Consider the following 12,901-nt stretch of genomic DNA (forward strand, 5'->3'; position numbering starts at 1 on the left):
TCGAGGCCCGGGTGCGCGGCGAGGTCGAGGCCCTCTGCAAACGCTTCCCGATGTATCCCGAGCTCTGAAGCGGATCAGCCGAAACGAAGAACGGCCCCGGCAGAAATGCGCGGGGCCGTTTTGTTTCGTGCGGGCCCATTCCCCACCGGTCCCGCCGGAACCCCGCGCGTTGTCTTACGCCTGCACCCTGTATTTGGCTGACAACCCAACCTGTCGTAAGCTCCGGCATTTCCCTCTGCTATCCGGAGATTTTGCGATGCATTCATTGAGACCGACAATCATACTCGCCGCCGCCTGCGCAGCCCTTCTGCCCGCTGTGTCTCAAGCGCAGCCGCTCGACGTGCCGTTCAGCACCTATTGTCCGCCCGATGCCGAGGCTGCCTGTTTCGGGGCCGCGACGGTGATGGGGCTCAATCCGCAGGGTGACGGGTTCCTTGCGGTGCGGACCGGGCCGGGGTCGCAATATGCGATGATCGGCAAGGTCCATAACGGCGATCGGGTGGGTGTCTTCGCCGGACACGGCGGCTGGTATGGCATCAGCTTCGGCCCGCAGCAGCGGCTTGGCTGGGCGCATGGCAACTGGCTGGGCAATTTCATCCCCTGAACGCTTACCCTCTGACCGAGCAGGGCCTCGGCAATGAAAAACCCCGCCGGACCTTTCGGGGTCGGCGGGGCGGTTTGTCGGGGAGATCCGAAGCGATCAGATATCCAGCGTGCGGGCGCGCTCCCATTCGGTGAAATGGGTGCAGTAATCGTTCCACTCGTCATGCTTGAGCTTGAGATAGGCGGCGGAGAATTCCTTGCCCATCGACTCCTTGAGCTCCTCGTCCTTGTCGTATTCGCGCAGCGCGTCGAGCATGTTGAGCGGCAGTTTCGGCGCTCCGGTGACCTTGTGGCCCTCGGCATACATGTCGATGTCGTGACGCTTGCCGGGATCGGCCTTGCTGCGCACGCCGGAGAGACCGGCAGCGATGATCACCGCCTGCAGCAGATAGGGGTTCACCGCGCCATCGGGCAGGCGCAGCTCGAAGCGGCCCGGGCCGGGGACACGCACCATGTGGGTGCGGTTGTTGCCGGTCCAGGTGACGCTGTTGGGCGCCCAGGTCGCGCCCGAGGTGGTGCGCGGCGCGTTGATGCGCTTGTAGCTGTTCACCGTCGGGTTTGTGATCGCCGCCAGGGCGCTGGCGTGTTTCATGATGCCCCCGAGAAAATGCGAACCCTTCTCGGACAGGCCGAGCTCGGCGGTCTGGCTGCCGGTGCTCTTGTCGGTGGCGAAGATATTGGTCTTGGATTCCTCGCCGGGCGCGTCCCAGACCGAGATATGCGCGTGGCAGCCGTTGCCGGTCAGGCCCTGGACGGGTTTGGGCATGAAGGTGGCGCGCAGACCGTGTTTCTCCGCGACGGTCTTGGTCATGAACTTGAAGAAACTGTGCTGGTCGGCGATGGTCAGCACATCGTCGAAATCCCAGTTCATCTCCCACTGGCCGTTGGCGTCCTCGTGATCGTTCTGATAGGCGCCCCAGCCCAGTTCGAGCATGTAATCGCTGATCTCGCGGATCACCTCGTAGCTGCGCATCATCGCCTGCTGGTCATAGCAGGGCTTGGCGGCGGTATCGAGCGTGTCGGCCAGCGCGTCGCCTTCCGGGGTGAGCAGGAAGAATTCGGCCTCGATGCCGGTCTTCACATGCATGCCCTCTTCGGCGGCTTCGCGGATCAGGCGGCGCAGCACGTTGCGCGGAGCCTGTTCGACATCCTGCCCTTCCATGACGCAATTGCCGGGCACCCAGGCGATCTCGGGTTTCCAGGGCAACTGGATCGCGGCGCTGGCATCCGGCACCGCCAGCATATCGGGATGCGCGGGGGTCAGGTCGAGATAGGTGGCAAAGCCGGCAAAGCCCGCACCGCTCTCCTGCATGTCGGCGATGGCCCGCGTCGGGACCAGCTTGGCACGCTGTGATCCGAGCAGGTCCGTGAACGAAATCATGAAGTATTTGACGCCGCGCTCTGCGGCGAAATCGGCCAGGCTGACCTCTGTATCGCGTGCCTTGTGATCTTTCGGCATATCGTGGATTCCTCTCCCTATTTGTCTCTCTCAGATCGGGAGCCTGCGCTCTCCGATTTTCCCCCCAAGAAAAAACGCGGCATCCCCGGTGAAAGGTTTGCCGCGTTTTGCCGTGATTAGAAACCCCCTTTTCCAGGATACCAGTTGGTACCGGCCAGGGGGACCTGCGCCATGGCGGCGGCCTCCATGGTCAGGGCCACCAGATCCTCGGGTTCGAGGTTGTGCATGTGGTTCTTGCCGCAGGCCCGGGCGATGGTCTGGGCTTCCAGGGTCATCACCTTGAGGTAGTTCTTCAGGCGCCGTCCGCCTTCGATCGGGTCGAACCGGGCCATCAGCTCCGGGTCCTGGGTGGTGATCCCGGCCGGGTCGCGGCCTTCGTGCCAGTCATCATAGGCGCCATGGGTGGTGCCGAGCTTCTGGTATTCCTCCTCCCATTTCGGGTCGTTGTCGCCGAGCGCGATGAGCGCCGCCGTGCCGATCGCCACTGCGTCGGCGCCAAGCGCCATCGCCTTGGCCACATCGGCGCCCGAGCGGATGCCGCCGGAGACGATAAGCTGCACTTCGCGGTGCATCCCGAGATCCTGAAGCGCCTGGACGGCGGGGCGGATACAGGCCAGGGTCGGCTGGCCGACATGTTCGATGAACACGTCCTGGGTCGCGGCGGTGCCGCCCTGCATCCCGTCGAGCACGATCACGTCCGCACCGGCCTTGACCGCGAGCGTGGTGTCAAAATAGGGGCGCGCGCCGGCGATCTTGACGTAGATCGGCACTTTCCAGCCGGTGATCTCGCGGATCTCGAGGATCTTGATCTCGAGGTCATCGGGGCCGGTCCAGTCCGGGTGACGGCAGGCCGAGCGCTGGTCGATGCCCTTGGGCAGATTGCGCATCATCGCCACACGGTCGGAGATCTTCTGACCGAGCAACATGCCGCCGCCGCCGGGCTTGGCGCCCTGGCCGACCACGATCTCGATCGCGTCCGCCTTGCGCAGGTCATCGGGGTTCATCCCGTAGCGCGAGGGCAGGTATTGATAGACCAGCTTGGCCGAATGGCCGCGCTCTTCGGGGGTCATGCCGCCGTCGCCGGTGGTGGTCGATGTACCGGCCGCGTTGGCGCCGCGGCCGAGGGCTTCCTTGGCCGGGCCGGACAGCGCGCCGAAGCTCATGCCCGCGATGGTGATCGGGATGTCGAGTTCGATCGGGTTCTTGGCGAAACGGGTGCCGAGCGTGACCTTTGTCTCGCACTTTTCCCGGTAGCCTTCGAGCGGGTAGCGCGAGATCGAGGCGCCCATGAAGAGCAGGTCGTCGAAATGCGGCACCCGGCGCTTGGCGCCACCGCCGCGGATGTCATAGATCCCGGTAGCCGCGGCACGGCGGATGTCGCTGTTGACGTCCTGGCTGAAGGTCGCGGATTGGCGCGGCGTGGTCGTCGGGATGCCCTTGTGCTGTTGGTCTTTCATGACATGCTCCTCAATAGGCCGACGCGTTATCGACGTCAAAGTTGTACAATTTGCGGGCCGAACCATAGCGGGTGAATTCCTCGGGCTTGGCATCGGCGCCGGCGCGCTCGAGCAGGTCCTTGAGGATCTCGATATGTTCCGGACGCATCTCCTTCTTCTCGCAATCCGCGCCGAGGCTCTTGACCTCGCCGCGCACGAAGAGCCGGGCCTCATAGCAGCTGTCGCCGAGCGCGTCGCCCGCGTCGCCGAGCACCACCAGGTTGCCCGACTGCGCCATGAAGGCCGACATGTGGCCGATGTTGCCGTGCACGACGATGTCGATGCCCTTCATCGAGATGCCGCAGCGCGAGGAGGCATTGCCCTTGATCACCAGCAGGCCGCCATGGCCGGTGGCCCCGGCATATTGGCTGGCATCGCCCTCGACGATGATGGTGCCCGACATCATGTTCTCGCCGACACCGGGACCGGCCGAGCCCTTGACGTTGATCGTGGCCTGCTTGTTCATGCCGCCGCAGTAATAACCGGTGGATCCGTTCACCGTCACTTCGATCGGCGCGTCGAGACCGACGGCGATCGCATGGCTGCCTTTGGCGTTGACGACTTCCCAGGCGGTCTGGTTGGTGTCCGCGCTCTGCGCATGCAGGGTTTCGTTGAGGCTGCGAAGGCCTTGTGCTTCAAGGTCGATTGTCTGCATCTCAATGGCTCCAGAAATAGACGGTTGCGGGCTCCGGCTCCCAGACGCGGGCGTCTTCGATGCCGGGAAGGTTGACCAGCGCGCGATATTCGCTGCCGAAGGCGACATATTGGTCGGTCTCGGCCATCACGGCGGGTTTGCAGGCGATCGGGTCGCGGACCACGCCGAAGCCGTCCTTGGTGCCGACCACGAAGGTGAAGAACCCGTCGAGATCTTCCAGCGAGCTTTCCAGTGCCTCACCCAGGGTGGAGCCGTTCTGCATCTTCCAGGTCAGGTAGGCGGCACCGACTTCGGTGTCATTCTCGGTCTCGATATGGATGCCCTCGCGGCGCAGCTTGCGGCGCAGGCTGTTGTGGTTGGACAGCGAGCCGTTGTGCACAAGGCACTGGTCCGAGCCGGTGGAGAAAGGGTGCGCGCCCATCGTGGTGACCGCCGATTCGGTGGCCATGCGGGTATGGCCGATGCCGTGGCTGCCGCTCATCTGCTCGACATGGAAGCGATGCGCCACGTCCTTGGGCAGGCCGACTTCCTTGTAGATCTCGATGGAATCGCCGGCGCTCATGATGCGCACGTTCGGGCGAATCTCGCGCAGCGCCTCGCGGGCATGGGCAAGCTTGTCGGCCGGGAGCGACAGGACGGCATGGGTGTCTTTGTGCTTGGAAGAGACCTTCGCGTTGATCGCATGGCCCAGATCGGCGTCGATCGTGGCGAAATCCGCATCCGCATGGTCGGATTGCACGGTCAATTTCGCCATCGTGCCCGCGTCATTGCCGTAAATCGCGATACCGGCGCTGTCAGGGCCCCGATCCGTCATCGTGACCAACATGTCGGTCAGCATCTCGCCCAAGCGTGGCTCGAGCGATTTATCTTTGAGGAATAGTCCTACGATCCCACACATCGCCTTGATCCTTTCTGAGAACTGTCGACTCAAACGCTAGCAGGTCCTTTTTTTCAATTCAACTGAGAAGAAAACTTTTTTCATGCAGGGAACAGTGTGAAACGACAATGCGCGCCGGAAACCGGCGCGCATTTCTTGTTTTGCTGGACTTGTTACGGGTCTGCGGCTCAGGCGAGCTGGAACACCTGGTTCGCGATCACGACCACGATCAGGCCCGCTGCGAGGGTGATATAGGGTTTCATCCCCGCCTTGCGCACCTTGAGATCCGTCGTGCCGCCGACCGCGAGATCTTCGAGCATCTTGGCCGGGAACTGGCCCTTGTCGGTCACGTAGTGACGATAGGCAAAGACCGGCAGGATCAGCGCGATGGCGATGATCGCCGAGCGCAGCGTGCCCTCGCCCCAGACATTGGCCCCGGCACCGAGCAGCACCGCGTTGACGAAGGCCAGACCGCCACCGATCCAGAGCATGATCGTCGGCGCCTTCCAGGGGCGATGCGCATTGCCGTTGTCGATCCGGTGCAGCCAGCCGCTGTGCAGGTTCAGGAAGTTGAACACTAGGTAGCAGCAGTTCGAGACCGCGAGGACGAAGAGGTAGTCCGACATCATCAGCAGGATCAGGTTGAAGCCGAGGTCGGTCCACATGGCGCGGGTCGGGGCGCCGTGCTCGTTGGCATGGGACAGGAACTTCGGCAGCCAGCCATCGACGGAACCCTGGTAGAGCGTTCGCGAGGAGCCCGCCATCGAGGTCATGATCGCCAGAACGAGGGCGAGGAACAGCATCACCACCATGATCTTGGCGATGAAGGAGCCGCCCCCGACCATACCGGCCATGGCACCCGCCACGGCGGACCCATCGACGATGCCCGGCTCGAGCATGCCATCGACACCCAGAACCCCCTGGAAGCTCAGCGGCACCAGTGTGTAGATCACCACGCAGACCACACCGGCGGCGATGATCGCGCGCACCGTGTCACGCTGCGGATCGCGGAATTCGCTGGTGTAGCAGATCGCGGTTTCAAAGGCATAGGCGGACCAGGCGGCAATGAAGAGACCGCCAAGGAACAGCGTCGTGCCCTCGATGTTCCAGGAACCGGTGATCGGGATTACCGGGGTGAGATTGCTCGACAGCACGTCGCCGGTGAGCAGCGGCACCACGCCGACGATGAGCAGCGGGATCAGAACCGCGAGACCCATGATCGTCTGGATCTTGGCGGCGGCGGAAATGCCGTGATGCTGCGCCATGAACACCAGCAGCAGGATCACCGTGCCGACGATCGAGGTCGCATTGATCCGCAGGGTCAGGCCCTCGTTGAGGAAATCGAGGTTCAGCAGGGTGATTTCCCAAGCGTTGACCGCGGCTTCGGCGCCGAACATCGAGGTCAGCACATAGCCTGCCGCCAGACCGCCACCGATGGCGAGAACCGGGGTCCAGGCGAGCCAGTTACACCAGACCGACAGCGGCGCGATCACCTTGGAATAGCGCACCCAGGCGGCCGCACCATAGACCGAGGCGCCGCCGGATTTGCTCGGGAACAGCCCGGCGATCTCGGCATAGACGAAGGCCTGCAGGAAGCCGAAGCTCACCGAAAGCATCCAGATTACCCAAGACGGGTTGCCGACGGTTGCGGCGATGCCGCCAATCGAGAACAGCACCAGTGCCGGAACCCCCGATGCCATCCAGAAGGCATCCTTCCAGCCGATGGCGCGATGCAGACTGCCATCGCCCCCGGCCGGTGCCACGTTTTCGGTTGTTGTAACCATGTCGAATATCCCTTGTTGGTTGTCTTTCTGGTGAGCCCCCTGTCTCCGGGCGCTTCATTATTATTGCAGTTCACTTCACCCATACCGCGGACTGCGGCGGAAAATGTCCGAACATTTGCCTCTGAGGAAACTATTTTTCGTTTAGTATTGCTTTTTCGGGGCGCGACCTGTCAACTGTTCTCAGCCTTGCCGTTGAATTTTGTGGCCACAGCCTGCAAAAATTCTTCGCTGGAATGGCGGGAAAGTTGGGCAACATCAGGCCGGTTCGACCGGTCGGGCTGCAAGAGCCCTGAGCCCGGAAAATGAACGCAACGGCCCCTGCACCGCAGCGGGTCAGACGAATCAAGGAGTTTGACATGACAGCATCCTGGAGGTTTTCGGCCCTCGCAGACCGACACCGCGCCATGGGGTCCAACCTGGAAGACTGGGGCGGCATGGGCACCGCCTGGACCTATGACAAGGACCAGACCGAAGAATACATGGCGATCCGTACCAATGCCGGGTTCATGGACGTGTCCGGTCTGCACAAGGTGCACCTGGTCGGGCCACATGCCGCGCATGTGATCGACCGCGCCACCACCCGCAACGTCGAGAAGATCAAGCCGGGCCGCTCGTCCTATGCCTGCATGCTCAACGACGAAGGCAAGTTCATCGACGATTGCGTGATCTATCGCATGGGTCCGAACTCCTGGATGGTCGTGCACGGCACCGGTGGCGGGCATGAGCAGCTGACCATGGCTGCAACCGGTCGCGACGTTGACGTGCGCTTTGACGACAACCTGCATGACATCTCGCTGCAGGGTCCGAAATCGGTCGATTTCCTCGAAGAGCTGGGCGTGCCGGGCATCCGTGACCAGGTCTATTTCAGCCATCAGCACACCACGCTGTTCGACAAGCCGGTGACCATCTCGCGCACCGGCTACACCGGCGAGCGCGGCTACGAGATCTTCTGCCGCGGCCAGGACGCCGGGCATATCTGGGACAACCTGGTCGAGAAGGGCGCGCCGAAAGGCATCATCCCGACCCGCTTCACCACGCTCGACATGCTGCGCGCGGAAAGCTACCTGCTGTTCTATCCCTACGACAACTCTGAGATGTATCCCTTCGAGAACGAGAAGGCGGGCGATACGCTCTGGGAGCTGGGCCTCGATTTCACCGTCTCGCCGGGCAAGACCGGCTTCCGCGGGGCCGAGGAGCATTACCGTCTGAAGGGCAAGGAGCGCTTCAAGATCTACGGCGTCAAGCTCGACGGCAAGGAGCCCGCGGAAGAGGGCGCGCCGCTGATGAAGGACGGCAAGCAGGTCGGCGTCGTGACAATCGGCATGTATTCGCCGCTCAACGAGTGGAACGTCGGGATTGCCCGGATGCCGGTCGATTGTGCCGTGGACGGCACCCAGATGACGGTGAAGAACGAAAGCGGCGAGATCAAATGCGTCGCGCATTCGCTGCCGTTCCATGATCCGGACAAGAAGCGCCGCACCGCAAAGGGTTGACGGTTGCAAAGGCGCGGCAGAACATCTGCCGCGCCTTTCTCTAAAAAACGCAACAGGGGGACGATACTCAGGATGAGCACGTTCGAATTTCCGCCCTCGATCACCAGTCGGCCGGTCTATGGCAAGCTGGAGCCGCGGCCGGGCAAACATCATCTGATGATCGCGGATGCCGAAGGGGCCGAGGCGCTGATCGAGCTGGCCGCGCAGGATGCCGGGCTGATGAGCCGCGCGCATATCATCTACATTCCGGGCGCGACGGGCGATACATATATAAGCCAGCTCAAGGATTTGGGCCCGGCCCAGCTCTATGTGGGGCCGAGCTACGAGGCCGCGGTGCCGCGTCTGCGCCGAGTGCTGCAGGATGCGCATATGGGGTTGCAGGTCTATCTGACCGGTACCGAGGGGCTGATGGGTCAGGCGATGAACGAAGCCACGAACGTCGGCATCCCGCATACCGGCATCCAGACCGAGCATCGCGGCTCGGTGGCGCGGCGCATGCAATGCGTGCATTGCAAGGGAATCACCGAGAATGTCATGGTCGATCCCTTCGTCTGTTCCCATTGCGGTCTGCATCTCTTCGTGCGCGATCACTACTCGCGCCGCCACGCCGCCTATCAGGGCGTTCGGGTGGATGCCGAGGACCCCGGAAACATCCCACCAGCCACGGAGCTGTACTCATGAGCGCCGGAACCAACAAGATTCTCGTGACCGTCACCGATGTCGTGCCGGTCAATGACCTGGTCACCCGTTTCAAGTTCGAACGCAGCGACGGCGGCCCCTTGCCGACCTTCTCGGGCGGGGCGCATACGGTGATCGAGATGAAGGACGGGGAGACCACCCGGCTCAACCCCTATTCGCTGATGTCCGACCCCAACGACCGCAGCGCCTATACGATCTCGGTGCGCCGCGACGACGAGGGGCGGGGCGGCTCGCTTTTCATGCACCGCAAGGTGCGGATCGGCGACGAGATGGTGATCAGCTACCCGGTCAACCTCTTCGCGCTCGACCTGCGCGCCCGGAAGCACCTGATGATTGCCGGCGGGATCGGCATCACGCCGTTCCTTGCGCAGATCAAGCAGCTCAACGCCGCCAACGGGCATTTCGAGCTGCATTACGCCTGCCGCAACAAGGCGCTCGGCTCCTATGTCGAAGAGCTGAGCAGCGCGCATCCCAACAACGTGCATGTCTATTACGACGATGACGGCCAGGCGATTAACCTCGAAAGCCTGCTCGACGGGCAGCCGCTCGGCACCCATGTCTATGTCTGCGGTCCCAAGGGCATGATCAACTGGGTACGCGGCAAGGCCGAGGAGCTCGGCTGGCCGCGCGAGACGGTGCATTACGAGGAATTTCTCGCGCCGCAATCGGGCAAGCCGTTCACCGTGCAGCTGGCGCGTTCGGGCAAGACCTTCGAGGTCGGCGAACACCAGAGCCTGCTCGAAGCCATCGAGGCGGCCGGGGTCGATGCGCCCTATCTGTGCCGCGGCGGCGCCTGCGGGCAATGCGAGACCGATGTGGTGGAATATGACGGGGAGATCCTGCACCGCGATCACTGGCTGGAAGACGAAGAAAAGAAAAGCGGCAAGAAAATCATGCCCTGCGTGAGCAGATTCGAAGGCAAGATTCTCGTGCTGGACCGCTAGGGAGGAGCCAAGATGACAATCCAATTCAACGAAGAGACGTTCCGCGACGATTACACGTTCAAAAATTCACAATGGGCGATCGACCGCTTTCCGTTCCCGTTCCACGAAGACCATTACATGTATTCGGTCAACATGGAGCAGCACCAGGGCGGCCCCGAGGGCAGCATCTACGAGAAGCGTTTCGACGTGGACGAGCATTATGTCGCGGAAATGAAAGACCGCGCGCTGGTGCTGGCCGAAGACCCGCTGCGCTGCCAGTCGCTGCCGCATATGACCCTGGCGGGCTGGGATCTGCTGGAGCTGATCATGGTCAGCAAGTCCGAGGATTACCCGGACCTGTTCGAGCTGCACCGTGACGGCAACAACTGGCACTGGATCAACAAGCCGCTCGGCATCGAACAGAAATTCGTCTTCATGGATGAATCGACGCTGCCCTATGGCCCGATGGAATATATCACCCGCCAGACCCAGGGCGATTTCGCGGTGCTCGACCAGCGCGATGAGAACCTGTGGATGGATGCCGGCATGGTCACCACCCAGGCGGATTGGTCGCTCGATTTCGACATCGGGATGAATTTCTTCGAATGGCACGCGCCGGTGCCCAAGGCGCATGAGATGGGGATCTTCCAGCGGGCGCTGAAATTCCTGCTCAACATCCAGCAGGGCATGCCCGCGCGACGTCTGAACTGGACGATGACGGTCAACCCGCTGCTCGACACCAGCCCCGAGAACTATCACAAATGGGGCGTGCAGAAGACCGAGCTGACGCCGGAGAACATCGGCCGTAAGCAGCATCTGCGGGTCGAGCTGCAGACCTTCTTCCGCCTGCCGCGTTCCAATGCGCTGGTCTTCCCGATACGCTGCTACCTGATCGCGCTCGAAGACCTGGTCACGGTGCCGAAATGGGGCCGCCGCCTGCACCGGGTGATCCGCGATCTGCCCGAGGAGCTGGCGACCTACAAGGGCTTCATCGACAACCGCCCGATGATCGTCGAGTACCTGTCGAAATTCGACGACGGCCTGCCGACGTCCGACGGGATCTGGCCGGACAAGGAAACCGAGCCGCCGCTGCAGAAATAATTTCGCAAACCGCAGGGCGGTCAGCTGGCCTGCGGATAGGCGATGATGGAGAGATAGCGGGCCGGGAGTTTCACCAGAACTTCCGGCCCGTGCGGCGCATCGGCATCGAAGAACAGCGTGTCGCCGGGCTTGAGCGGATAGACCTCGTTGCCGTGACGATAATCGACCTCGCCTTCGAGCATGTAGATCGTCTCGATCCCGTCATGCTGGAACACCGGAAACACGTCGGATTTCTCCGACAGGGTGATCAGGTAGGGCTCGACCATGACGCCGCTGGCGTTGGAGCCGATATGCCCGAGCAGGTTGTACTGATGCCCGGCCCTTGTGCCGCGCCGTTCGGTTTCCACCCCTTCGCCGGCCTTGGTCAGCACCGCGCTGCGGGTTTCCTCGAAGCCGCGAAAAAACGCGGTCAGCGGCACGCTCAGCGCATAGGACAGGGCCTGCAGCGTGGTCAGGGAAGGCGAGGTATTGCCGTTCTCGATCTTCGAGAGCATACCGATCGACAGGCCCGTCGCCTCGGCGAGCGCGAAGACGGTCATCTTCTGCTGGCGACGAAAGGCCCGGACTTCCTTGCCGATGGCCACCTCCAGAACTTTTTCGCGTTGGCCGCCCGGCTTGTGCGGATCCTGGGTGAGCACCTTTGTGGATGCCTTCGGGTCGTGCTTGTCTTGCTTCATCGTCTTTCGCCTTTACCTTCGACCCGCGCGGGCGCCATATACCTGCCAACAAGTTACAACAACCAATCCTGGTTCTGGATCCGGAAATGCTCGAAAAAATTCATGTAGGTAATATTTCATGAATAGCAGAAAAAAATCAACAACCTTGGGCTTTCTGATTTATCCGGGGTTCCCGATGGCCTGTCTGACCTCGGCCATCGAACCCCTGCGCGCCGCCAACGAGATCGCGGGCGAGCAGGCGTTTTCCTGGCGGTTGATCTCGGAAACCGGTACGCGGGTGCGCTCCAGCGCCGAGGTGAGCTTCGATCCCGACCTGGCGCTCGAGGCGGTCGAAGACCTCGATTACCTGTTCCTGCTCAGCAGCCCGCAAGGCAGTTTCGAGAATCCGCGCGCCTCGGACGGACATCTGCGCCGTCTGGCGCGGCATGGCGTCAAGATGGGCGGCATCAGCGGCGGGGTGTTTCCGCTGGCGCGCTCGGGCCTTCTCTCGGGCTATGAATGCAGCGTGCATTGGTGCTATGAGGCGGCTTTCGCGGCGGAATTTCCCGATCATGAGATGACCGGCGAGGTGATCAACATTGATCGCAATCGCTATACCGTCTCCGGCGCGGCGGCGGCATTCGACCTGATGCTGCATCTTATCGAGGAAGAGCTCGGTGATGACGTGACCACCGAAGTTGCCTGCTGGTTCCAGCATCCGCTGGTGCGCGGGCAGGGGGTGCGCCAGAAGATCCCGACGGTGCGCAAGCAGAGCACTTCGGACATGCTGCCGCCGATCGTGGCGCAGGCGGTGGAAATTTTCGCAAGCCATATCGAAGACCCGATCGGGGTCTATGACGTGGCGCAGATCATCGGCGTCTCGGCGCGCCAGCTCGAACGCAGCTTCAAACAGGCCACCGAGCAGAGCCCGTCGCATTATTACCGGTCGCTGCGGATGAACGCGGCCCGGCAGCTAGTGCTTTATTCAAAGGATTCGATGACCGAGATCGCCAATGCCGTGGGCTATGCCAGCGCCACGCCGATGGTGCGGCATTACAAGGAAAGCTTCGGGCTGAGCCCGAACGAGGACCGCAAGACGATCAACATGTTCCGGGTCGAGAATAACCGTTCGATACCCTCGACCTGAGGTTTTTT

The 12,901-nt window shown here is 62.3% G+C and carries 12 protein-coding genes; 6 read left to right on the forward strand and 6 right to left on the reverse strand.

The genetic code is table 11. The features are described 5' to 3' along the window. Positions 1 to 256 precede the first annotated feature (256 nt). On the forward strand, positions 257 to 604 hold the full coding sequence (locus ACFSUD_RS07575; RefSeq protein ID WP_386373026.1) for an SH3 domain-containing protein: 348 nt from the start codon (positions 257 to 259) through the stop codon (positions 602 to 604). A gap of 96 nt (positions 605 to 700) precedes the next feature. Here ACFSUD_RS07575 and glnT read toward each other — a convergent pair whose 3' ends face one another. The 5 genes from glnT to ACFSUD_RS07600 form a co-directional block, all read right to left on the reverse strand. After that, a complete protein-coding gene (gene glnT / locus ACFSUD_RS07580; RefSeq protein WP_386373028.1) occupies positions 701 to 2,062 on the reverse strand; it encodes a type III glutamate--ammonia ligase in 1,362 nt (453 codons plus the stop codon). A gap of 116 nt (positions 2,063 to 2,178) precedes the next feature. After that, entirely contained in the window at positions 2,179 to 3,519 is a 1,341-nt protein-coding gene (locus ACFSUD_RS07585) for an FMN-binding glutamate synthase family protein (RefSeq protein ID WP_386373030.1), read from the reverse strand. A gap of 10 nt (positions 3,520 to 3,529) precedes the next feature. Further along, positions 3,530 to 4,213: a GltB/FmdC/FwdC-like GXGXG domain-containing protein gene (locus tag ACFSUD_RS07590; RefSeq protein ID WP_386373032.1), complete on the reverse strand. Its 684-nt coding sequence runs from the start codon at positions 4,211 to 4,213 to the stop codon at positions 3,530 to 3,532. A gap of 1 nt (position 4,214) precedes the next feature. Next, positions 4,215 to 5,111 (reverse strand): class II glutamine amidotransferase, encoded by an 897-nt coding sequence (locus ACFSUD_RS07595; protein ID WP_386373034.1) that lies wholly within the window; start codon positions 5,109 to 5,111, stop codon positions 4,215 to 4,217. Positions 5,112 to 5,278: 167 nt separating this feature from the next. Further along, a complete protein-coding gene (locus tag ACFSUD_RS07600; RefSeq protein ID WP_386373036.1) occupies positions 5,279 to 6,874 on the reverse strand; it encodes an APC family permease in 1,596 nt (531 codons plus the stop codon). A gap of 356 nt (positions 6,875 to 7,230) precedes the next feature. Between ACFSUD_RS07600 and ACFSUD_RS07605 the strand changes: the two genes are divergently transcribed. From ACFSUD_RS07605 to ACFSUD_RS07620, 4 genes are all read left to right on the forward strand, one after another. After that, positions 7,231 to 8,367, forward strand: coding sequence for an aminomethyltransferase family protein (locus tag ACFSUD_RS07605; RefSeq protein ID WP_386373038.1), 1,137 nt, complete (start codon positions 7,231 to 7,233; stop codon positions 8,365 to 8,367). 72 nt (positions 8,368 to 8,439) lie between these two features. Next, complete coding sequence (locus ACFSUD_RS07610; RefSeq protein WP_386373040.1) at positions 8,440 to 9,048, forward strand: dimethylamine monooxygenase subunit DmmA family protein; 609 nt, start codon at positions 8,440 to 8,442, stop codon at positions 9,046 to 9,048. After that, positions 9,045 to 10,010 carry a PDR/VanB family oxidoreductase gene (locus ACFSUD_RS07615; RefSeq protein ID WP_386373042.1) on the forward strand — a complete coding sequence of 322 codons (966 nt, stop codon included), beginning with the start codon at positions 9,045 to 9,047 and terminating at the stop codon, positions 10,008 to 10,010. The genes ACFSUD_RS07610 and ACFSUD_RS07615 overlap by 4 nt, the downstream gene beginning before the upstream one ends. A 12-nt stretch (positions 10,011 to 10,022) precedes the next feature. Next, positions 10,023 to 11,090, forward strand: a complete 1,068-nt coding sequence (locus ACFSUD_RS07620; protein WP_386373044.1) for a heme-dependent oxidative N-demethylase family protein — start codon at positions 10,023 to 10,025, stop codon at positions 11,088 to 11,090. A gap of 20 nt (positions 11,091 to 11,110) precedes the next feature. Here the strand turns inward: ACFSUD_RS07620 and ACFSUD_RS07625 are convergent, their stop codons facing one another. Beyond that, positions 11,111 to 11,767, reverse strand: coding sequence for a helix-turn-helix domain-containing protein (locus ACFSUD_RS07625; RefSeq protein ID WP_386373046.1), 657 nt, complete (start codon positions 11,765 to 11,767; stop codon positions 11,111 to 11,113). Between the two features lie 175 nt (positions 11,768 to 11,942). Here ACFSUD_RS07625 and ACFSUD_RS07630 point away from each other — a divergent pair, with 175 nt between their 5' ends. Continuing rightward, positions 11,943 to 12,893 (forward strand): GlxA family transcriptional regulator, encoded by a 951-nt coding sequence (locus ACFSUD_RS07630; RefSeq protein WP_386373048.1) that lies wholly within the window; start codon positions 11,943 to 11,945, stop codon positions 12,891 to 12,893. Positions 12,894 to 12,901: the final 8 nt, after the last annotated feature.

The organism is Sulfitobacter aestuarii (genome assembly GCF_042685005.1).
In the GTDB taxonomy this organism is placed as follows: Bacteria; Pseudomonadota; Alphaproteobacteria; order Rhodobacterales; family Rhodobacteraceae; genus Sulfitobacter; species Sulfitobacter aestuarii.